Origin of the sequence: Brevundimonas sp. SH203, from assembly GCF_002157625.1 — a bacterium.
Classification (GTDB): domain Bacteria; phylum Pseudomonadota; class Alphaproteobacteria; order Caulobacterales; family Caulobacteraceae; genus Brevundimonas.
Window position 1 is genome coordinate 613,608 of record NZ_BDMM01000002.1, and the last position, 20,415, is coordinate 634,022.

Genomic DNA, 20,415 nt, shown 5'->3' on the forward strand with positions numbered 1-20,415 from the left:
TTCCGGCGTTGCGAAGACGACGCGGCGGCGTCGTTCGGCCGACATGGCCCGCGCGTAGGCACGGCCCCAGCTTAGCCGAATCTGGGGAATCCGATGTTCAAGACCACGCTGAAGGCGCGCCTGCTGGCCGCCGCGACCCTGACGACCGCCATGATGGGCGGGACCGCCGCCTGGGCGCAGGAGGCCGCGCCGGTCAGCACCGTGGACGAGGTGATCGTCACCGCCCAGCTGCGCGAACAGAAGACCATCGACGTGCCCTTCGCCCTGACCGCCTATTCCGGCCAGTTCCTGGAGAATTTGGGCGTTCAGGAGTTCGATCAGCTGTCGGCCTTCGTGCCCGGCTTCCTGGTGCAGAACCAGTCTCCGAACAATCCGGGCTTCGTGATGCGCGGCATCACCTCCGACTCGGGATCGGCCACGGCCGAGCCGCGGGTGTCGGTGTTCCAGGACGGGGTGTCCATCTCCAAGTCGCGCGGCTCCTACGTCGAACTGTTCGATCTGGAGCGGGTCGAGGTGGCCAAGGGGCCGCAGTCGACGCTGTACGGGCGCGGCGCCCTGATCGGGGCGGTCAATCTGGTGCAGAACCGGGCGCGGCCCGGCGTGACCGACGCCTACGCCAATATCGAGGCCGGCAACGAGGGCTATCGCATGGTGGAGGGCGCACTGAACCTGCCGGTGGGCGAGACCGCCGGCCTGCGTCTGGCCACGCGGCTGAAGACCCGCGACGGTTCGGTCGATAATCTGCTGGGCGGCGAGGACTATAATTCCATCGACACCCGCGCCGTCCGTCTGTCCGGCGCCTGGACGCCGTCCGACGCCCTGCGGTTCGACGTGATCGGCAACTATCAGAAGGACAAGGCGTCCGGCACCTCGTTCAAATCCATCGCCTATGCGCCCGCCGATCCGAACACCGGCGCGGTGCTGGGCGGCAAAGCGCCGTGGGACGGGGCGGCGCTGACGCCGGGCGCGGCCTTCGACGGCGGCAAGGCGCTGGGTCTGGACCGCGAGGTCTGGGGCGTGACGGGACTGGCGCGGGTCGACCTGAACGCCGACTGGACGCTGAACTCGACCACCGCCTATCGCGAGTTCACCAACTACGAGACCTTCGACGCCGACGGCGTTTCCCTGCCGATCCTGACGGCGGCAGAGGACACCCACGGCGAACAGTGGAGCCAGGACCTGCGCCTGGGCTTCGACAACGGCGGGCGGCTCAGCGGCTTCGTCGGCGCGGGCTGGTTCCACGAAAAGGGGTATCAGCGCACGCCTACGCAGTTCGACGAGCGGCTGCTGCTGGTCCAGCTGGCCGGTCTACTGGACGGTGCGCCCACGGCGGCCGGGGATCGCACCCTGCCGATGGCCGCCTATCCGACCATCGCGCAACTGGCGCTGGGCGGGCTGCTGACGCCGCTGGGCGCCGGCGCCTTCGCCGGCCCCATCGCCGCCAATCTGAAGCCGGCGCATATCGAGACGCCGATCAACAGTTCGGAACTGACCTCCTACGACGTCTTCGCCGATGTGACCTACGCCTTCACCGATCGGTTCGAGATGTCGGCGGGCGTGCGCTACACCCGCGACGACAAGACCACCGGCTTCGCCAGTTCGGTGCAGAGCCGCTCGACCCTGGGCGGTCTGTTGGCGGTGCAGGCGGGCGCCGTTCCGTCGGCGCAGGTTTCGACCTTCCTAGGGGCCTTGGCCAATCCCGCCTATCTGGCCTTGCCGGCCAGCGTCTTCCCGCTGTTCGGTCTCACCTCGCAGCCGACGGCGAACAACGGCGACTTCGGCTATTTCGACTCCAGGGACGACGGCGTGACCTGGCGCGTCACGGCGCGATACGCCCTGACCGACGACGCTAATCTCTACGCCAACTATGCGCGCGGCCGCCGTCCCGAAGTCGTCAGCGCCCGCCCGCCGTCCGCGCCGGGCGTGGCCGCGCGTTTCACCCCCGTCGATGCGGAGACGGTCGACAGCTACGAGGTCGGCGCCAAGTCGGCCCTGATGGACGGGCGGCTGCGGCTGGACGGCGCGGTCTTCCTCTACGACTACCAGAACTTCCAGACGACGGTGCAGCAGGGCACGACCTTCGTGACCACCAACGCCGGTGAGGCCAAGTCCTATGGCTTCGAAGGCCAGGCCAACTTCGCCCTGTCGCCGACGTTCGACCTGTTCGCCACCTATGCCTACAACCACTCTCGGTTCGGCAACGGCGTCTATGACGGCAACCAGTTCCGCCTGTCGCCGGACCATGCCGCATCGATCGGCGCGACGTGGCGGCTGCCGACGGCGGGCGGCGCGTTCGAGGTTCAGCCGACCTACACCTGGCAGTCCAAAATCTTCTTCGACGACGACAACGACCGCCCGGACCTGCAGACGACAGCCCGCGGCGCGATCATCGCCGACCTGATCCAGGACGAATATCAGGACGCCTATGGCCTGCTGAACCTGCGGATTCGCTATGCGCCCGACGGCGCCCACTGGGGCGTGGAGGCCTTTGGCGAGAACATCTTGGACGAGAAATACATCAAGGACGCCGGAAACACCGGCGACGGCCTTGGCATGCCGACCTTCATCGCGGGACGCCCGGCCGCCTATGGCCTGACGTTCAAGCTGAAGCTCTGAGGCGCCTGAGATGAAACTGGATCGCCGCAGTCTGCTGGGGCTGATGGGGGCGGGGGCCGCGACGCCCGCCCTGGCGCAGGGCGCCGCCACGGGCCGGGTCGCCTTTCTGCACGGAGTGGCCAGCGGCGATCCCGACGCACGATCCGCCGTCTTCTGGACGCGCGTCACCCCGGCCGATCCGTCGGGCGGGGAGGTCTCCGTGGTGCTGGAGGTCGCGCGCGATGCGGATTTCCGCGACATCGTTCGCCGCGTCTCGGGTCTGAAGGCGTCGGCCGAGAGGGACTTCACCGTCAAACATGATCTGGACGGGCAAGGGCTGTCGCCCGGTCAGGACTATGTCTATCGCTTCGTCGCGGGCGAAGCCGTCTCGCCGGTCGGGCGGGTGCGGACCCTGCCGGAAGGGGCGACGCCAGAGCTGACGCTGGGCGTCGTATCGTGCCAGCTTTATCCCGGCGGACTGTTCAACGCCTATGACGCCCTGTCGAAGCTGGATCGGCTGGACGCCATCGTGCATCTGGGCGACTACATCTATGAATATGGCGCGGCGGCCGACGACTACGGTATGACGTCGGGGGCGGCGCTGAACCGGGCGCCCCAGCCGCCGCATGAGATCGTGACCCTGGCCGACTATCGGACCCGTCACGCCCAGTACAAGACCGATCCCGATCTGCAGGCCGCCCACGCCCGCGCGCCCTTCATCTGCGTGTGGGACGATCACGAAGTCGCCAACGATACCTGGATGACCGGGGCGGAAAACCACCAGCCTGCGACCGAAGGCGACTTCGCCACGCGCAAGGCCGCCGCGCTTCGGGCCTATTACGAATGGATGCCGATCCGCGAGCCCAGGGCGGACACGCTGAAGGAGGCGATCAACCGCAGCTTCGACTTTGGCGATCTGGCCACTCTGACCATGGTGGAGACGCGGCTGCTGGCGCGGGGCCGGCAATTGACTTTCGCCGACATTCCCAAGACGGCGGAAGGCGCGCCGGACGTCGCGGCCTTCGAGGCCCTGCGTCAGGCGCGGGATCGCGACCTGCTGGGCGAGGCGCAGCGGCGCTGGGTCGGCGAGACGCTCACCCGGTCCAGGGCGGCCGGGCGTCCGTGGCAGATCATCGGCAATCAGGTGGTCATGGCGCGGGTCAAGGGACCGGACATCTCGCGCATGATGCCGGCCGAACAGGTGCAGCAGATGGTCGCCAGCCTGCCTGCCGACGTGCGGCCCCAGGTCGAGGCGGCGATCCAGCTGTTCAAACTGGGCCTGCCGTTCAATCTGGACAGCTGGGACGGCTATCCGGCCGGGCGCGAGCGCCTGTATCAGACCTTTGCGGCGGCGGGCGTTTCGCCGGTCGTGCTGGCGGGCGACAGCCACGCCTTCTGGGTCAACACGCTGTACGACAACGCCGGCGCGCGCCGGGCGGTGGAGTTCGGCACGTCCTCGATCTCCAGCCCTTCGCCCGGCGATCACGTCGGCGGTCTGCCGCTGGGCGTGGCCCTGTCCGCCGCCAACCCGGAGGTCAAGTTCTGCGACCAGACGGCCAAGGGCTATGTGCTGCTGAACATCACGCGCGAGCGGATGACCGGCGAGCTGTGGGCCGTGTCCACCATCATGGCCAAACCGTATGAGCTGAAACGGTTGAAGGCCTTCGTGGTCACGCCGGAGGGCGACATGACCGAAGCCTGATTTCGACGACTCAGCCGAAACGAAAACAGGGCCCGCAGCGACTGCGGGCCCTGTTCTTTTGCGTCGTCGCCGACTGCGATCAAACCGGCTTGGCGCGGTCCTTGTCGGAGGAGCTGCGCGCCAGTTCGCGGTTCAGCCACAGGGCGATCAGGGTGCAGATCGCGCCCGACAGCAGATAGGCGCCGGCGGCGATCAGGCCGAACTCGCTAGAGATCCACAGGGCCGCCAGAGGGGCGAAACCGGCGCCGAACAGCCAGGCCAGGTCAGAGGTCAGAGCCGAGGAGGTGTAGCGGTTGGTCAGGCTGAAGCTGGACGCCACCGGACCCGACGCCTGGCCGAACGACAGGCCCAGCAGGATGAAGCCCGAGATCATGAAAACCAGTTCGCCGACCGCGCCGCCGTTCAGCAGCTGGGGCGCAAAGCCCGAGAAGGCGGCGATGCCGGCGGCGGTGATGGCCAGCAGCGTGCGGCGGCCGTAGCGGTCGGCCAGAACGCCCGACGCAAGAATGGCCATCAGGCCGCAGACGGCGCCGACCATCTCGATCACCAGGAAGCGCACCGGCGTCTCGTTGGTGAACAGCAGAACCCACGACAGCGGGAAGACCGTGACCATGTGGAACATGGCGAAGCTGGCCAGGGGGGCGAAGGCGCCGATGGCGATCTTGGGGCCTTCGTCGCGGATGGCCTGACCGACGGGCGTGGGTTGTAGTTCGCGCGTTTCGAACAGGTTCTGGAAGGCGGGCGTCACCACGATCCGCAGGCGGGCGAACAGGGCCACGACGTTGATGGCGAAGGCCACGAAGAACGGATAGCGCCAGCCCCAGTCCAAGAAGTCGGGGGCCGACAGGGTGTTCAGGAAGAAGGCGAACAGGGCCGAGGCGACCAGAAGGCCGATGGGCGCGCCCAGTTGCGGGATCATGGCGTACCAGCCGCGCTTCTTCTCCGGCGCATTCAGGGCCAGCAGGGAGGCCAGGCCGTCCCAGGTGCCGCCGAGCGCGACGCCCTGACCGATGCGGGTCAGGGCCAGAAGGACCGGCGCCCACATGCCGATGCTCTCATAGCCGGGGATGAAGGCCACCGACACGGTCGAGGTGCCCAACAGCAGCAGGGCGGTGGTCAGCTTGGCGCCGCGACCGAACTTCTGGTCGATGGCGATGAACAGCACCGTTCCCAGCGGGCGGAACAGGAAGGCCAGGGCGAAGATGGCGAAGGACAGCAGCGTGCCGCCGACCGCGCCCGCATAGGGGAAGATCAGCTGCGGGAACACGACCACGGAGGCGATGGCGTAAACAAAGAAGTCGAAAAACTCCGACGTTCGGCCGATAATGACGCCGATGGCGATCTCGCCGGCGTCAACCTTGCCGTGCCCCTCGTGAAGGGCTGCGGCGTCGCGTTCCAGCGACTCGGACGAAGGGGTCGTCGAGGCGGACATGGGCTTGGTCGCTCCGTGTGAGACAGTAATCTTTTGAGGCTTACGGCGGTTGGCCGCATTATGAACGGGCGCCCTTTGCGATGAAAGCGGCCGCAAGAGGATAGGACAGATTGTCCAATGTCGTTCCAGATCGAAGCTGACTATCGGGCGCAGTTCGAACGCCAACCGTCGCGGCGCCTCCCCCTTGCCCGACGCTTTCCGATTGGATCCGCCTTGCGCCGTCTGCGCCTACTTTTGCTCGCGCCCGTCGTGGCCCTGCTGTCGGCCTGTGACCTGGTCGTCCTGAAACCCGCCGGCGACGTGGCGACCCAGCAGGGCGACCTGCTGATGGTCTCCACCCTGCTGATGCTGATCATCATCCTGCCGGTGATGGGGCTGATCGTCTTCTTCGCCTGGAAGTACCGGGCGTCGAACAAGGCGGCCGAGTACCAGCCGGACTGGGATCACTCGACCTCGCTGGAACTGGTGATCTGGGCCGCGCCGCTTCTGATCATCATCTGCCTGGGCGCCCTGACCTGGGCCGGCACCCACCTGCTGGATCCCTATCGCCCCATCGACCGGATCAAGCCGGGCCAGGCCGTCGCCGAGAACGTCGAGCCGCTACAGGTCAATGTCGTGGCCTTGGACTGGAAGTGGATGTTCATCTATCCGCAGTACGGCGTCGCCACCGTCAATGAACTGGCCGCGCCGGTGGATCGCCCGATCCGTTTCCACATCACCTCGTCCTCGGTGATGAACAGCTTCTACATTCCCGCCCTGGCCGGTCAGATCTACGCCATGCCTGGCATGGAGACGAAACTGCACGCCGTCATCAACCGCCCTGGCGAGTATGAAGGCTTCTCGGCCAACTATTCCGGCGACGGCTTCTCGCACATGCGCTTCGCCTTCCATGGCCTGGACCAGGCCGGTTTCGATCAATGGATCGCCAGCGTGCGCCAGAGCGGTCAGACGCTGGACCGCGACCGCTATCTGGAGCTGGAAAAACCCAGCGAAAAGGCGCCGGCGATGCACTTCTCCAGCGTGGACGGCATGCTGTGGGACGCGATCCTGAATATGTGCGTCGAGCCGGGCAAGATGTGCATGGGCGAGATGATAGCCATCGACAAACAGGGCGGCATGACCATGGCCTCGGTGCGCAACACCATGCCGCTAGTCTATGACAAATACGCCGGGCGCGGTAAGTCGCCGGCCTATTTCGGCTCCAACGACAGCTACGTCATGACCATCTGCACGCCGCTGCAGGCCGAGGCGGCCGCCGCCGACCGGGTTCGCCGCGCCGCGCTGGACACGGTCGTCGCGCCGACCAGCCTGGATCGTCTGACCGGGCGCGGCCTGTCGCCCAAGCGGTCTTCGCTGGCCGCACTGAACAATGGGGCGCCCGGCGCCTTCGCTGCGGCGCCGATCGGCGTCCGCTCCGCACCCAACGCCTGAGCGATCGAGTTCGATGAACGCTGACCAAATCCTTCCGCTGATCTTCGGGCGCCTGACGCTTGAGGCTCTGCCCCTGCACGAACCGATCCTGGTCGTGACCATGATCGTCGTGGCCCTGGGCGGCGTCGCCCTGTTGGGCGCCCTGACCTATTTCAAACTGTGGGGCTATCTCTGGAAAGAGTGGTTCACCACGGTCGACCACAAGAAGATCGGGATCATGTACATGATCCTGGGGCTGATCATGTTCGTGCGTGGCTTCGCCGACGCCATCATGATGCGCCTCCAGCAGGCCATGGCCTTCGGCGGGTCCGAGGGTTATCTGAACGCCCACCACTACGACCAGATCTTCACCGCCCACGGCGTGATCATGATCTTCTTCGTGGCCATGCCGCTGGTGACGGGCATCATGAACTATGTCGTGCCGCTGCAGATCGGCGCGCGCGACGTGTCCTTCCCGTTCCTGAACAACTTCAGCTTCTGGATGACGACGGCCGGCGCGATCATCGTCATGGCCTCGCTGTTCGTGGGCGAGTTCGCGCGCACGGGCTGGCTGGCCTATCCGCCGCTGTCGGGCATCGGCTACAGCCCCGGCGTCGGCGTCGACTACTACATCTGGGCGCTTCAGATCGCGGGGGTGGGGACGACGCTGTCCGGCATCAACCTGATCGCGACCATCGTGAAGATGCGCGCGCCCGGCATGGGCATGATGAAGATGCCCGTCTTCACCTGGACCTCGCTGTGCACCAACGTCCTGATCGTGGCGTCCTTCCCGGTCCTGACCGCCGTTCTGGCCCTGCTGACGCTGGACCGCTACGTCGGCACCAACTTCTTCACGAACGACTTCGGCGGCAATCCGATGATGTACGTGAACCTGATCTGGATCTGGGGCCACCCGGAGGTTTACATCCTGATCCTGCCGCTGTTCGGCGTCTTCTCCGAGATCGCCTCGACCTTCTCCAGCAAGAAGCTGTTCGGCTATACCTCGATGGTTTACGCCACGGTCGTCATCACCGTGCTGTCGTATCTGGTGTGGCTGCACCACTTCTTCACTATGGGCTCGGGCGCCTCGGTGAACAGCTTCTTCGGCATCACGACGATGATCATCTCGATCCCGACCGGGGCCAAGATCTTCAACTGGCTGTTCACGATGTATCGTGGGCGCATCCGGTTCGAGCTGCCGATGATGTGGCTGATCGCCTTCATGCTGACCTTCGTGATCGGCGGGATGACGGGGGTTCTGCTGGCGGTGCCGCCGGCCGACTTCGTGCTGCACAACTCGCTGTTCCTGGTGGCCCACTTCCACAACGTCATCATCGGCGGCGTGCTGTTCGGCCTGTTCGCGGCTATCAACTTCTGGTGGCCCAAGGCCTTCGGCTTCAAGCTGGACCGCAAGTGGGGCCTGGTCAGCTTCTGGTGCTGGGTGCCCGGCTTCTGGCTGGCCTTCCTGCCGCTTTACGTGCTGGGCCTGATGGGCGTGACGCGCCGGATGCGCGTGTTCGACGATCCGTCGCTGCAGATCTGGTTCGTGATCGCCGCCATCGGCGCGGGCGTCATCGCCCTGGGCATCGCGGCCATGTTCGTCCAGTTCGCCGTGTCGATCATCAACCGCGACAAGCTGCGCGACACGACGGGCGATCCCTGGGGCGCCCGGACGCTGGAGTGGTCCACGTCGTCGCCGCCGCCGGATTACAACTTCGCCTCGACGCCGGTCGTCCATGACGCCGACGCCTGGTGGGACATGAAGAACAAGGGCTATCAGCGTCCGCTGAGCGGCTACAAGGCCATCCATATGCCGTCCAACACCGGGGCGGGGGTCATCATCTCGGGCCTGTGCCTGGTGATGGGTCTGGCGCTGGTCTGGTACATCTGGTGGCTGGCGGCCCTGTGCTTCGTCGGCGTCCTGGCGGTCGCGATCGGCCATACGTTCAACTACAAGCGCGACTACTACATCCCCGCGGATGAGGTTCGTGCGACCGAAGAGGCGCGCACCCGCGCCCTGGCCGGAACGGAGGCCTGATCCATGAGCGCGACCGCGATCAAGCTGGACGATCCCACCGTCTTCCACCTGGAAGAGGAGCCGCACCACGAGGAAGGCTCCAGCACCATGCTGGGCTTCTGGCTCTATCTGATGAGCGACTGCCTCATCTTCGCGATGCTGTTCGCCGTGTTCGGCGTGCTGGGCGGCAACTACGCGGCGGGGCCGGGGCCCAAGGAACTGTTCGATCTGGAGCTGGCGGCGGTTAACACCGCCATGCTGCTGTTCTCGTCGATCACCTATGGCTTCGCCATGCTGGCGATGGACCGGAACAATGTGCGCCAGACCTTGGTCTGGCTGGCCATCACGGGTCTGTTCGGCCTGGCCTTCCTGGGCATCGAACTCTATGAGTTCGGCCACCTGATCCACGAGGGCGCCACGCCGCAGCGCAGCGCCTTCCTGTCGGCCTTCTTCACCCTGGTCGGCACCCACGGCCTGCACGTCACCTTCGGCATCATCTGGCTGGTGACGCTGATGGTGCAGGTGGGCATGAAGGGACTGATCCCCGCCAACAAGCGCCGGCTGATGTGCCTGTCGATGTTCTGGCACTTCCTGGACGTCATCTGGATCGGCGTCTTCACCTTCGTCTATCTGCTGGGCATGCTGCGATGAGCGCTGAAAATCACTCGCCCGAGTCCCGCGAGACCGATCACCTGGGGCACGAGGCCCATAACCACGGCTCCTTCAAGAGCTATATGATCGGGTTCGTGCTTTCGGTGATCCTGACGGCCATCCCGTTCGCCCTGGTCATGACCGGCGTCCTGCCGAAACAGGCGACGGCGCTGATCGTAATGGCCTTCGCCGTGGTGCAGATCGTGGTCCACATGGTCTATTTCCTGCACATGAACTCCAAGTCCGAGGGCGGCTGGACCATGCTGGCGCTGATCTTCACCATCATCGTGGTGGTCATCGCCCTGTCGGGTTCGCTGTGGGTCATGTATCACCTGAACACCAATATGATGCCCGCGACGCACGACATGACGCAGATGATGGGCTGACGAGGGCGCAATCAGCGGACTTTCCAAAGACAGGACCCGACGACCGATGCGGCTGGCCGTGTCGGTCGGCCTGTTGACGCTGTTCGTCGGTTTCGTGGCGCTGGGCGTCTGGCAGGTTCAGCGCCTGGCCTGGAAGACCGAACTGATCGCCCAGGTCAATGCGCGGGTTCATGCCGCGCCGACGCCCGCGCCGGGGCCTGCCCAATGGCCCGGCCTGACCCGCCAGAACGATCAATATCGGCGCGTGGTGCTGCGCGGGACCTATCTTCACGACAAGGAAACCCTGGTTCAGGCCGTGACCGATGCGGGGGCCGGATTCTGGGTCATGACGCCGCTGGTCGATGCGCGCGGCTTCACGGTTCTGGTCAATCGCGGCTTCGTGCCCCCGGGTCGCAAGACGCCCGAGACGCGCGCCGATGGTCAGACGTCGGGCCCACAAAAGGTCGTGGGTCTGGTCAGGATGACCGAGCCCAAGGGTGGCTTCCTGCGCGCCAACGATCCCTCGCATGACCGCTGGCGGTCGCGCGACGTCGCCGCCATCGCGGCGCGGCGGGGGCTGAGCGATGTCGCGCCCTATTTCGTCGATGCGGATGCGACGCCCAATCCGGGCGGCTGGCCGCTGGGCGGGCTGACCGTCATCCGCTTTCCCAACAGCCACCTGATCTACGCCCTGACCTGGTTCGGTATGGCGCTGCTGACCTTGGTGGGGCTGGCGCTGTTCCGGCGCGAATGGCGGCGGGGCCCTGATCGGAGCCGGGCGTGACGACCTCGCTTCAGCGGCTGCTGGGCCTGGGCGGGCCGAGCGGCGAGGTGGCGACCCACGGTGGGGCCAACCGGCGCAACATGCTGCTGCTGATCCAGCTGCGCTGGCTGGCGGTGGCGGGGCAGATGGCGACCATAGTGATGGTCGAATATGTGATGGGCATTCCGCTGCCCATCGGCTGGTTGCTGGCGGCGCCGGCCGGTCTGGTTCTGGTCAATCTGATCAGCGCGCCGCTGGCCGCACGTCAGGCGGAGGTCGAGGATCGGTCGCTGATGATCGCGCTTCTGGCCGATGTGGCGGCCCTGACCTGGCTGCTGTTCCTGACCGGTGGCGCGGCCAATCCGTTCGCGGCGCTCTATCTGTTGCAGGTGGTTCTGGGGGCGGTTCTGCTGGCGCCGGTCTATGCCTGGGCGCTGATCGCGGTGACGACCCTGTGTTTCGCCGGCCTGGGCCTGCATTCGCGACCGCTGAACCTGCCGGCGGCGCGCGAGGGTTCGCTGCTGGGCCTGTATCTACAGGGCAGCCTGATCTGTTTCGTGCTGATGGCGGTGTTGCTGGTGCTGTTCGTCACCCGCATCAGCCGGAACCTGCGCGACCGGGACGCTGCGGTCGCCGCTATGCGCCAGCAGACGGCCGAACACGATCACATCGTCCGCTTGGGGCTGCTGGCCTCGGGCGCGGCGCACGAACTGGGCACGCCGCTGGCCTCGCTGTCGGTCATCCTCAGCGACTGGAAGCGGATGCCGGCCCTGACCCAGGACGCCGATCTGGATCAGGACATGGCGACGATGCGGGCCGAGGTCGAACGCTGCAAGGCCATCGTGACCGGCATTCTGCTGTCGGCGGGCGAGGCGAGGGGGCTGGCGCCCCAGCGCACAACCCTGCGGACCTTCCTGTCCGATGTCGTGGCCAGCTGGAGCCGCGACGGGGTGGCGGTGGATATTCGCGACGAACTGCAGGACGACCCGACCATCATCGCCGATCCGGCCCTGCGTCAGGTGCTGGGCGTGCTGTTCGACAATGCGGTTGAGGCGGGGGCCGGTCGGGTTCTGGTTACGACCGCACGCATGGGCGACGACTTGATCATCGCCGTGCGCGACGACGGGCCGGGGTTCGCACCCGTCGTGCTGAAAGACTGGGGCAAGCCCTATAATTCGACCAAGCCCCGGAGCGGCGCGGGCCTGGGCCTGTTCCTGCTGATGAATGTGGTGCGGTCGCTGGGCGGCCGGGTCGAGGCTTCCAATCCCCCCGCAGGCGGGGCAGAGGTGCGTCTTACCCTGCCGCTGTCGGCCCTGTCTCCAAAGGATCGTCCATGACCGATGACGCCGCCGCCGACGCCCGCCTGCTGTTGATCGTCGAGGACGACGAGTCCTTCTCGGCCACCCTGCGCCGGTCGTTCGAGCGTCGCGGCTATACGGTCGTCAGCGCCGCCAACCCGGACCAGATGGCCGATGTGCTGAAGGTGCATCGGCCAGGCTATGCGGTCGTGGACCTGAAGCTGGGCGGGGCGTCGGGCCTGACCTGCGTGGAGGCGCTGCACGCTTTCGATCCGGCCATGAACATCGTGGTCCTGACCGGCTTCGCCAGCATCGCCACGGCGGTCGAGGCCATCAAGCTGGGCGCGCGCCACTATCTGGCCAAGCCCGCCGGCACGGACGACATCGAGGCCGCCTTCGCCCGGGCCGACGGCGACGCCGAAACGCCGCTGGGCGCCCGGCCGACCTCGATCAAGACTCTGGAGTGGGAGCGAATCCACGAAACCCTGGTCGAGACCGACTTCAACATTTCCGAGGCCGCGCGACGCCTGGGGATGCATCGCCGCACCCTGGCTCGGAAGCTGGAAAAGCGCCGCGTGAACTGAGGCGTCAGTCCAGCTCGGCCGCGATCCGGTCGGCCAGGGCGCGCAGGGTCGCCGCATCGGCCATCGGCGCATGGCCGTGACCCTTCATCTCGCGGTCGGCCCAGCGGGGCACGATGTGGAAATGCAGGTGGAACACCGTCTGGCCGCCCGCCTCGCCGTTGAACTGCATGACCGCCAAACCCTCGGGCCGCAGGGCCTTTTCGACCGCCTTGGCCGTGCGCTGCAGGGCGGCGGTCATGCGGGCCAGAACCTCGGGCTCGACCTCCAGCAGATTGCGCGCCCGGGACTGTTTGGCGACGATCAGGACATGGCCTTCCGACTGGGGAAACACGTCCATGAGGGCCAGGACGTGGTCGTCCTCCCACACCTTCACCGAGGGTATGTCGCCGCGCAGGATCTTGGCGAAGATGTTGTTCGGGTCATAGGCGCCGTGCAGGCTCATGGGCGTTCTCCGTGCGGTCTGCGCCCTCGATAGCAGCGGCGGACGCGAAGGGGGAGCCTTCGTCCGTTTCACGCATTATGGTCACGCTTGAACAACTGCGAGGCGCGACATGATCCGTTTCATCATCCAGGCCCTGGTCACGATGGCCGGCCTGTGGCTGTCGGCCAAGGTCGTGCCGGGCGTGGACTTCACCAGCACAGGCTCGCTGATCGCGGCGGCCGTCATCCTGGGCCTGGTCAACGCCTTCGTGCGGCCGATCCTGGTCGTCCTGACCTTCCCGATCACCGTCGTGACTCTGGGCCTGTTCCTGCTGGTCGTGAACGCGGCCATGATCGGCCTGACGTCCGTTTTCCTGGGCGGCTTCGTGGTCGACGGCCTGTGGGCCGGCATCGGCGCGGCCATCGTCACCGGCGTCGTCAGCTGGATCGCCGGCGCCTTCATCGGCGGCGGCGAAGAGGCGCGGGGCTAGGCCTTATCCGACCTTCACCCGCGTCGCCGCCTCTGGCAGATCCTCGCCGAAGGCGCGCTGGTAGAATTCGGCGATGGTGGGGCGTTCCAGTTCGTCGCACTTGTTCAGGAAGGTCAGGCGGAAGCTGAGCGCCAGGTCGCCGCTGAAGATTTGGGCGTTCTGGGCCCAGGTGATGACCGTGCGGGGCGACATGACGGTGGAGATGTCGCCGTTCATGAAGGCGTTGCGGGTCATGTCGGCGACGCGGACCATGGCGGCGATGCGGCGTTTGCCCTCGGCGTCCGACCATTCGGGGACCTTGGCGGCGACGATCTCGGCCTCCACGTCATGGTCGAGATAGTTCAGCGTCGTGACGATGTTCCAGCGGTCCAGCTGGGCCTGATTGATCTGTTGCGCGCCGTGGTACAGGCCCGTGGTGTCGCCCAAACCGATGGTGTTGGTCGTGGCGAACAGGCGGAAGAAGCGGTTGGGCCGGATGACGCGGTTCTGGTCCAGCAGGGTCAGGCGGCCCTGCGCCTCCAGCACGCGCTGGATCACGAACATCACGTCGGGACGGCCGGCGTCGTATTCGTCGAACACCAGGGCGATGGGGCGTTGCAGCGACCAGGGCAGGATGCCCTCGCGGAACTCGGTGATCTGTTTGCCGTCCTTCAGGACGATGGCGTCCTTGCCGATCAGGTCGATGCGGCTGACGTGGCTGTCCAGGTTCACCCGCACCAGCGGCCAGTTCAGCCGGGCGGCGACCTGTTCGATATGGGTCGACTTGCCGGTGCCGTGATAGCCTTGGACCATGACGCGGCGGTCGAAGGCGAAGCCGGCGCAGATGGCGATGGTGGTCTGGGGATCGAAGCGATAGGCCTCGTCGATCTCGGGCACATGGCTGTCGCGCTCGACGAAGGCGGGCACGGTCATGTCGCTGTCGACGCCGAACGCCTCGCGCAGGGTCACGCGGCGGGCGGGTTCGAGCGTCATCAGGGCGTCGGGGGAGGCGTCGAGCGGGGAGGTCATGGATGTGCGATTAGCGCACGTTCGGGATCACTTAAACCCCGCTCGTCCCCGCGAAAGCGGGTAGCTTGTTGTTTTGCCCGGCGGTGCGTTGGACGATGACCTGTTGAAGACGTCAGTGATCATCGCCCAAAGCCCTGGGTTCCCGCTTTCGCGGGGATGAGCGGAGGTCTTTTACTTGGCTTCGAGCCGCACATCGACGTTGCCGCGCGTGGCGTTGGAGTAGGGGCAGATCTGGTGCGCCTTTTCGATCAACTCCTCGATCACGGCCTGATCCAGACCGTGGTCGGTGACGGTCAGGTCCACATCCAGGTTGAAGCCTTCACCCCGGGTGTTCTTGCCGAAGCCGACGCCGGCGGTGATCTTGGTGTCGGGGCTGACCGGCGTGCCGGCCTTGCCGCTGACCAGCCGCAGGGCGCCGAGGTAGCAGGCGGCGTAGCCCGTGGCGAACAGCTGTTCGGGATTGGTCCCGTCGCCGCCTTTGCCGCCCATCTCTCTGGGTGTGGACAGTTTCACGTCGATCTTGCCGTCGTCGGTGGCCGAACGACCGTCCTCGCGGCCTCCGCCGGACGCGGTGGCCTGGGCGCGATAGAGAACTTCCATGATGGCTCCTTGGGGCTGGGACGCTTGAGATGGGCGTTTAACGGCGGACGCCAAGGGGACGTTGCATCGCGGCTCTAGCCAGCGACCGGCGACGCGGGCTAAAGCACCCTTTGGGGCGCGTCGTCGGAGTACGCAGTGAAGATTGCCGAACGCTGGTTCGTGTGGGCGGGCATGGTTCTGCTGGGCGCCATCGCCCTGGCGGGGCTGGTGGTCGCCGTCTATGCCGCGTGGCTGTTCCACGACCTGCCCGACGCCTCGGACCTGGCCGACTATCGCCCGCCGACCGCGACGCGCGTCTATGCCGGCGACGGCACCCTGATCGGGGAATTCTCGGACGAGCGGCGAATCTATGTGTCCTACGACCAGATTCCCCAGCCGGTGATCCACGCCTTCCTGGCGGCCGAGGATCGCAACTTCTTCCAGCACGGCGGCATCGACGTGGGCGGCATCGGCCGGGCGTCGCTGAAGAACGTCCTCAACCTGGCGCAGGGGCGCCGGCTGGAGGGCGGTTCGACCATCACCCAGCAGGTGGCCAAGAACGTCCTGCTGACCAATGAATCCAGCCTGAACCGCAAGCTGAAGGAAGCCATTCTGGCCAACCGGCTGGAAGCGACCCTATCCAAGCAGCAGATCCTGGAACTGTATCTGAACGAGATCTTCCTGGGGTATCGCTCGTTCGGGATCGCCTCGGCGGCCTATAACTATTTCGGCAAGTCGCTGGCCCAACTGACGCCCGACGAGGCGGCCTTCCTGGCGTCCCTGCCCAAGGGGCCGAACAACTATCACCCCAAACGTCACCCCGGCGCGGCCAAGGGCCGGCGCGACTGGGTGCTGGGCGAGATGGAGCAGAGCGGCTGGCTGACGCCCGCGCAGCTGGTCGAGGCGCGGGCGCGGCCGCTGGTCACGCGCGATGCGCCCCAGCGCTCGGACTACAAGGACGCCGACTTCTTCGTGGAGGAGGCGCGTCGCCAGGCGGCGGCCAATCCCCAGTTCGGCGAACAGCTGCGCGCAGGCGGCTTCTATATGCGCACGACCCTGGACCCGACGTTGCAGACGGCGGCGCGGCGCGCCCTGATGCAGGGGCTGGAGAACTATGACCGGCGTCACGGCTGGCGCGGCGGCTGGGGCACGACCGAGTTCGAGGAGGGCTGGCAGGCCAAGGCCCTGCGCGGCCAGATTCCGCCCGAGCGCCGCACCTGGGAAGCCGCCGCCGTCGAAAGCGTCAGCGGCGGCGCGGTGCGAATCCGCACCGCCAAGACCGACAAGACCGGAACCCTGCTGGGCGCCGACGTGGCCTGGGCCAACGCCAACCATCCGCTGAAGCGCGGCGAGCTGATCTTCGTGGAGGCCAAGGGCGGCCAGTACGCCCTGAAACAGGTGCCGCGCGTCAACGGCGCCCTGGTGGCGATCGAGCCGCAGTCGGGCCGGGTGCTGGCCATGGTCGGCGGCTACTCCTACGCCCTGTCCAGCTTCAACCGGGCGACCCAGGCCAAGCGCCAACCGGGTTCGGCGTTCAAGCCGTTTGTCTATGCGACCGCGCTGGAAGGCGACTTCACCCCGGCCTCCATCGTGCTGGACGCGCCGATCAGCTTCGCCGGCGGCCCGAACGGCCAGCGCTGGACGCCCGAGAACTACAGTCGCCAATACTATGGCCCTCAGACGCTGCGGCGCGGGCTGGAGCTGTCGCGCAACGTGATGACGGTGCGCCTGGCCCAGTCTGTCGGCATGAAGAAGATCGTGGAGCAGGCGGATCGGATGGGCCTGCCCGGCATGACGCCCAATCTGTCGGTGTCGCTGGGCGCGGGCGAGGTGACGCCGCTGGACATCACGGCCGCCTATTCCGCCTTCGCCAACGGCGGACGTCGGGTGACGCCCTATCTGATCGACTATGTTCAGGACCGCGACGGCGAGACCATCTTCCGCGCCGACAACCGCAGCTGCCGTGAATGCGGCCGGGGCTTCTCGGGTCAGGAATCGCCGCGTCTTCAGCAGCGCGGAACCCAGGTCATCGACCCGATCACCGCCTATCAGATGAGTTCCATGCTGGAAGGCGTGGTCCAGCGCGGCACCGCCGCCAGCGCGCGCGGCCTGGGGCCGTGGGTCGCGGGCAAGACGGGCACGACCAACGAATACCGCTCGGCCTGGTTCGTCGGCTTCACCACCGACATCGTGGTGGGGGTCCTCATCGGCTTCGACGACAACCGTTCGCTGGGTTCCGGCGAGGCGGGGGCGTCGGCGGCCGTGCCGGTGTTCACCGACTTCATGCAGACGGCGCTGAAGGAGCGGCCGGCCCGCCCGTTCGTGCGGCCCAAGAACGCGATCTTCCGCAATGTGAACGGCATCGAGGAAGCCTTCCGCCCAGGCACCGAGCGTCAGGCCCCGCCGCCCGCCCCGACCGGGCCGGCGCAGCCCGCCGGACCTCAGAACTACTATGAGGTCATCCGCCGCGAGCAGGAGGCCGCGAGCGGGGCCGCCGCCGCCGCCCCCACGACCTCGGCCCCGCCGCCGCCGAAGAAGGCGCCGGCCGAGGACTTGAGCGGATTGTACTGAGGCTCTAACACCCACGCTCCGTCATCCTCGGGCTTGTCCCGAGGACCCATCGGTGGGCCGCATGAACCGCGAGAGGGTTCGACGACATCGCCGCAACGGTGATTTCGAGACGGCTCCAGCCTTGGGTCCTCGGGACAAGCCCGAGGATGACGATCATCAACTTCTGTCGCTGGAGATTGCGATGAGACCGGATGTCGAGGCCATGAAGGCCGACATCGAGCAGAGCGTCGCTCTGCTCAGGAGGCGTCTTTGACTGGGATGTCGCTCTAAGAAAGCTCGATGAGCTGAACGCGCGGGTCGAGGACCCGACGCTGTGGGACAAGCCGGATCAGGCCCAGGCCGTCAGCCGCGAACGCTCGCAGCTGGAAGGCAAGATCAACACCGTCAAGGCGATGGAGCAGGACCTGGAAGACGGGGTCATGCTGGCCGAGATGGCGGACGAGGAAGGCGACGAGGGCGCGCTGGAAGATGCCCGCGCGTCGCTGCGCGCCATCAAGGAACGCGCGGCGCGGGCCGAGCTGGAGGCCCTGCTGTCCGGCGAGGCCGACGGCAACGACGCCTATCTGGAAGTCAACTCCGGCGCCGGCGGCACCGAATCGAACGACTGGGCCGGGATGCTGCTGCGGATGTATTCCCGCTGGGCCAAGGCGCACGGCTACGAGGTCACCGTCGAGGCCCATGAAGAGGGCGAACAGGCGGGGGTCAAGTCGGCCACCATCCTGATCGAGGGACCGAACGCCTACGGCTGGCTGAAGTCGGAATCGGGCGTACACCGTCTGGTCCGCATCAGCCCCTATGACGCGGCGGCCAAGCGCCACACCAGCTTCGCCTCCATCGGGGTGTCGCCGGTCGTGGACGACGCCATCGAGATCGACATCAACCCCTCGGACGTGCGCACCGACACCTATCGCGCGTCCGGCGCGGGCGGGCAGCACATCAACAAGACCGACTCGGCGGTGCGTCTGACCCACACCCCGACCAATACGGTCGTGGCCTGTCAGGCGGGCCGGTCGCAGCACCAGAACCGCGAAATGGCCTGGAAGATGCTGCGGGCGCGCCTGTACGAGCTGGAGCTGCAGAAGCGCGAGGCGGCGGCCCAGGCGCTGGCCGACGCCAAGACGGACATCGGCTGGGGCCACCAGATCCGGTCCTATGTCCTGCAGCCGTATCAGATGGTGAAGGATCTGAGGACCGAGGTGGAGACGTCGGACACGCAAGGGGTGCTGGACGGCGACCTGGACGCCTTCATGGGCGCGGCCCTGGCGGCCCGGGTCGGCGAGACGCGCGGGTCCAGCGTGGACTAAGGGAAAAGGGCGGTCCGACGGGCCGCCCTTTTGTTTGTCGGGGTCTGGTCAGGCCGGGGTCTTGGGTTCCGGCTTGTCCGCCTTGTCGGGCTTGGGAGCGTGGGCTTCCAGCATGGCGGCGCCGGGGGTGTCGCGCTTGGCCTGGTTGCAGCGGCCCTGAAACCAGGCGCCCTGGTCGATGGCCAGCTGCTCCTGGGTGATGTCGCCCTCGACGCGGGCGGTGGCGTAGAGCTTGACCTGTTTGGCCACAATGGCGCCCGAGACGCGGCCGCGCACGTCCAGCACGTCGGCATGGACCGTGCCCTCGACCGAGCCGCCTTCGCCGATGACCACGCGCGAGACGCGCACATCGCCCTTCAGCGAGCCGTCGACCTGAAGCTCCCCGGCGCCGGAGATGTTGCCCTCGTATTTCACGCCTGCAGACAGGGTGGACAGGTTGCTGGACCGGGGCGTCGGGCGCGACGGTTCCGGCGCGCGCGGGGCGGAGGCGGCCGTCAGGGCCGATGGCGCGGGGGCCGGCGTCGGCTCGGGCGCCGGGGGGATGCCCAGCCCCTGCGAGCCGTGGTCGTGGGATTTGCTCTTGGTGAACATGGTGCGCTCCGCATCTGCCAGCCAAGGCCGGCCAAGCCCCTGTAGCCCTCAAGGCCCCACTAGGCCGTGGAGGGGCGGCCCAGGTCAAGCACGGGTTCCGAACGGCGCTCGCCGATCACAAAACCTTCACGGCCTCCAGCACGGCGGCGGCGTGGTCGGCGACCTTGACGTTGCGCCAGACGCGGGCGACCCGACCCTCGGTGTCGATCAGGAAGGTGGCGCGCTCGATGCCCATATATTCGCGGCCGTACAGCTTCTTCTGAACCCAGACGCCCCACGCCTCGCAGGCGGCGCCGTCCTCGTCCGAGGCCAGGACGACGGCGAGGTCGTATTTGGCCTTGAAGCGGTCGTGCTTTTTCACCGTGTCCCGGGACACGCCGATGACGGTCGCGCCCAGGGCGGCGAAGTCGGGGGCCAGGGCGGTGAAGTCCTGGGCCTCGCGCGTGCAGCCGGTGGTGTCGTCCTTTGGATAGAAATAGATCACGGCGGGCTTGCCGCGCAGGGCGGCGAGCGAGACGCGGCCGCCGCTGTCGGCGGGCAGGTTCAGGGCGGGGGCGGGTTGGCCTTCGGTGGCGGGCATTGGCTTCTCCTGCCGTCATCCTCGGGCTCGACCCGAGGATCGGATGCTGGTCGT

The 20,415-nt window shown here is 67.0% G+C and carries 19 protein-coding genes; 13 read left to right on the top strand and 6 right to left on the bottom strand.

Annotated elements, in window-relative coordinates:
* Positions 1–93 precede the first annotated feature (93 nt).
* Entirely contained in the window at positions 94–2,616 is a 2,523-nt protein-coding gene (locus tag SH203_RS06900) for a TonB-dependent receptor (RefSeq protein ID WP_087120096.1), read from the top strand.
* Between the two features lie 10 nt (positions 2,617–2,626).
* Entirely contained in the window at positions 2,627–4,297 is a 1,671-nt protein-coding gene (locus tag SH203_RS06905; RefSeq protein WP_087120097.1) for an alkaline phosphatase, read from the top strand.
* A gap of 79 nt (positions 4,298–4,376) precedes the next feature.
* On the opposite strand, the gene SH203_RS06910 is transcribed toward SH203_RS06905, so the two are convergent.
* The gene (locus tag SH203_RS06910; protein ID WP_087120098.1) at positions 4,377–5,729 is read right to left on the bottom strand and encodes an MFS transporter; all 1,353 of its coding nucleotides are present in this window, start codon (positions 5,727–5,729) and stop codon (positions 4,377–4,379) included.
* A 213-nt stretch (positions 5,730–5,942) separates the two neighbouring features.
* Here SH203_RS06910 and cyoA point away from each other — a divergent pair, with 213 nt between their 5' ends.
* From cyoA to SH203_RS06945, 7 genes are read left to right on the top strand one after another with little or no spacing between them, the layout of a single operon-like run.
* Positions 5,943–7,160: a ubiquinol oxidase subunit II gene (cyoA, locus tag SH203_RS06915; RefSeq protein WP_234989409.1), complete on the top strand. Its 1,218-nt coding sequence runs from the start codon at positions 5,943–5,945 to the stop codon at positions 7,158–7,160.
* A 13-nt stretch (positions 7,161–7,173) separates the two neighbouring features.
* Entirely contained in the window at positions 7,174–9,177 is a 2,004-nt protein-coding gene (cyoB, locus tag SH203_RS06920) for a cytochrome o ubiquinol oxidase subunit I (protein WP_087120100.1), read from the top strand.
* Positions 9,178–9,180: 3 nt separating this feature from the next.
* Positions 9,181–9,807, top strand: coding sequence for a cytochrome o ubiquinol oxidase subunit III (gene cyoC / locus SH203_RS06925; protein ID WP_087120101.1), 627 nt, complete (start codon positions 9,181–9,183; stop codon positions 9,805–9,807).
* Positions 9,804–10,193, top strand: a complete 390-nt coding sequence (gene cyoD / locus SH203_RS06930; protein WP_087120102.1) for a cytochrome o ubiquinol oxidase subunit IV — start codon at positions 9,804–9,806, stop codon at positions 10,191–10,193. The genes cyoC and cyoD overlap by 4 nt, the downstream gene beginning before the upstream one ends.
* Before the next feature lie 46 nt (positions 10,194–10,239).
* Positions 10,240–10,956: an SURF1 family protein gene (locus tag SH203_RS06935; protein ID WP_087120103.1), complete on the top strand. Its 717-nt coding sequence runs from the start codon at positions 10,240–10,242 to the stop codon at positions 10,954–10,956.
* Positions 10,953–12,272, top strand: coding sequence for an ATP-binding protein (locus tag SH203_RS06940; protein ID WP_087120104.1), 1,320 nt, complete (start codon positions 10,953–10,955; stop codon positions 12,270–12,272). Before SH203_RS06935 ends, SH203_RS06940 begins: the two co-directional genes overlap by 4 nt.
* Positions 12,269–12,817, top strand: coding sequence for a response regulator transcription factor (locus tag SH203_RS06945; protein WP_087120105.1), 549 nt, complete (start codon positions 12,269–12,271; stop codon positions 12,815–12,817). The genes SH203_RS06940 and SH203_RS06945 overlap by 4 nt, the downstream gene beginning before the upstream one ends.
* A 4-nt stretch (positions 12,818–12,821) precedes the next feature.
* Here SH203_RS06945 and SH203_RS06950 read toward each other — a convergent pair whose 3' ends face one another.
* Positions 12,822–13,259, bottom strand: a complete 438-nt coding sequence (locus tag SH203_RS06950; RefSeq protein ID WP_087120106.1) for an HIT family protein — start codon at positions 13,257–13,259, stop codon at positions 12,822–12,824.
* A gap of 109 nt (positions 13,260–13,368) precedes the next feature.
* Between SH203_RS06950 and SH203_RS06955 the strand changes: the two genes are divergently transcribed.
* Positions 13,369–13,728, top strand: a complete 360-nt coding sequence (locus SH203_RS06955; RefSeq protein WP_087120107.1) for a phage holin family protein — start codon at positions 13,369–13,371, stop codon at positions 13,726–13,728.
* Between the two features lie 3 nt (positions 13,729–13,731).
* On the opposite strand, the gene cobS is transcribed toward SH203_RS06955, so the two are convergent.
* Both cobS and SH203_RS06965 read right to left on the bottom strand, forming a co-directional pair.
* Positions 13,732–14,736, bottom strand: a complete 1,005-nt coding sequence (gene cobS / locus SH203_RS06960) for a cobaltochelatase subunit CobS (RefSeq protein WP_087120108.1) — start codon at positions 14,734–14,736, stop codon at positions 13,732–13,734.
* Between the two features lie 171 nt (positions 14,737–14,907).
* Positions 14,908–15,336 carry an organic hydroperoxide resistance protein gene (locus SH203_RS06965; RefSeq protein WP_087120109.1) on the bottom strand — a complete coding sequence of 143 codons (429 nt, stop codon included), beginning with the start codon at positions 15,334–15,336 and terminating at the stop codon, positions 14,908–14,910.
* 135 nt (positions 15,337–15,471) lie between these two features.
* Here SH203_RS06965 and SH203_RS06970 point away from each other — a divergent pair, with 135 nt between their 5' ends.
* The 3 genes from SH203_RS06970 to prfB all read left to right on the top strand — a co-directional run bounded on the left by SH203_RS06970 (position 15,472) and on the right by prfB (position 19,190).
* Positions 15,472–17,886 carry a penicillin-binding protein 1A gene (locus SH203_RS06970; RefSeq protein WP_087120110.1) on the top strand — a complete coding sequence of 805 codons (2,415 nt, stop codon included), beginning with the start codon at positions 15,472–15,474 and terminating at the stop codon, positions 17,884–17,886.
* Positions 17,887–17,938: 52 nt separating this feature from the next.
* Complete coding sequence (locus tag SH203_RS15625; protein WP_200808846.1) at positions 17,939–18,139, top strand: hypothetical protein; 201 nt, start codon at positions 17,939–17,941, stop codon at positions 18,137–18,139.
* Positions 18,068–19,190 (top strand): peptide chain release factor 2 gene (gene prfB, locus SH203_RS06975; protein WP_143275693.1). Its coding sequence is split into 2 segments (ribosomal slippage): positions 18,068–18,136 and positions 18,138–19,190, totalling 1,122 coding nucleotides; the frame shifts between segments, so codons are not numbered across the junction. The genes SH203_RS15625 and prfB overlap by 72 nt, the downstream gene beginning before the upstream one ends.
* A 48-nt stretch (positions 19,191–19,238) precedes the next feature.
* On the opposite strand, the gene SH203_RS06980 is transcribed toward prfB, so the two are convergent.
* Together SH203_RS06980 and SH203_RS06985 are read right to left on the bottom strand one after the other, a co-directional pair.
* A complete protein-coding gene (locus SH203_RS06980) occupies positions 19,239–19,781 on the bottom strand; it encodes a polymer-forming cytoskeletal protein (protein ID WP_087120111.1) in 543 nt (180 codons plus the stop codon).
* Positions 19,782–19,896: 115 nt separating this feature from the next.
* Positions 19,897–20,361, bottom strand: a complete 465-nt coding sequence (locus tag SH203_RS06985) for a peroxiredoxin (RefSeq protein WP_087120112.1) — start codon at positions 20,359–20,361, stop codon at positions 19,897–19,899.
* Positions 20,362–20,415 lie beyond the last annotated feature (54 nt).

Bases quoted from the DNA above. Each gene is read 5' to 3' on its own strand.
- SH203_RS06900 (WP_087120096.1), top strand. From the start codon at position 94: ATGTTCAAGACCACGCTGAAGGCGCGCCTGCTGGCCGCCGCGACCCTG.
- SH203_RS06905 (WP_087120097.1), top strand. From the start codon at position 2,627: ATGAAACTGGATCGCCGCAGTCTGCTGGGGCTGATGGGGGCGGGGGCC.
- SH203_RS06910 (WP_087120098.1), bottom strand. From the start codon at position 5,729: ATGTCCGCCTCGACGACCCCTTCGTCCGAGTCGCTGGAACGCGACGCC.
- cyoB (WP_087120100.1), top strand. From the start codon at position 7,174: ATGAACGCTGACCAAATCCTTCCGCTGATCTTCGGGCGCCTGACGCTT.
- cyoC (WP_087120101.1), top strand. From the start codon at position 9,181: ATGAGCGCGACCGCGATCAAGCTGGACGATCCCACCGTCTTCCACCTG.
- cyoD (WP_087120102.1), top strand. From the start codon at position 9,804: ATGAGCGCTGAAAATCACTCGCCCGAGTCCCGCGAGACCGATCACCTG.
- SH203_RS06935 (WP_087120103.1), top strand. From the start codon at position 10,240: ATGCGGCTGGCCGTGTCGGTCGGCCTGTTGACGCTGTTCGTCGGTTTC.
- SH203_RS06945 (WP_087120105.1), top strand. From the start codon at position 12,269: ATGACCGATGACGCCGCCGCCGACGCCCGCCTGCTGTTGATCGTCGAG.
- SH203_RS06950 (WP_087120106.1), bottom strand. From the start codon at position 13,259: ATGAGCCTGCACGGCGCCTATGACCCGAACAACATCTTCGCCAAGATC.
- SH203_RS06955 (WP_087120107.1), top strand. From the start codon at position 13,369: ATGATCCGTTTCATCATCCAGGCCCTGGTCACGATGGCCGGCCTGTGG.
- cobS (WP_087120108.1), bottom strand. From the start codon at position 14,736: ATGACCTCCCCGCTCGACGCCTCCCCCGACGCCCTGATGACGCTCGAA.
- SH203_RS06965 (WP_087120109.1), bottom strand. From the start codon at position 15,336: ATGGAAGTTCTCTATCGCGCCCAGGCCACCGCGTCCGGCGGAGGCCGC.
- SH203_RS06980 (WP_087120111.1), bottom strand. From the start codon at position 19,781: ATGTTCACCAAGAGCAAATCCCACGACCACGGCTCGCAGGGGCTGGGC.
- SH203_RS06985 (WP_087120112.1), bottom strand. From the start codon at position 20,361: ATGCCCGCCACCGAAGGCCAACCCGCCCCCGCCCTGAACCTGCCCGCC.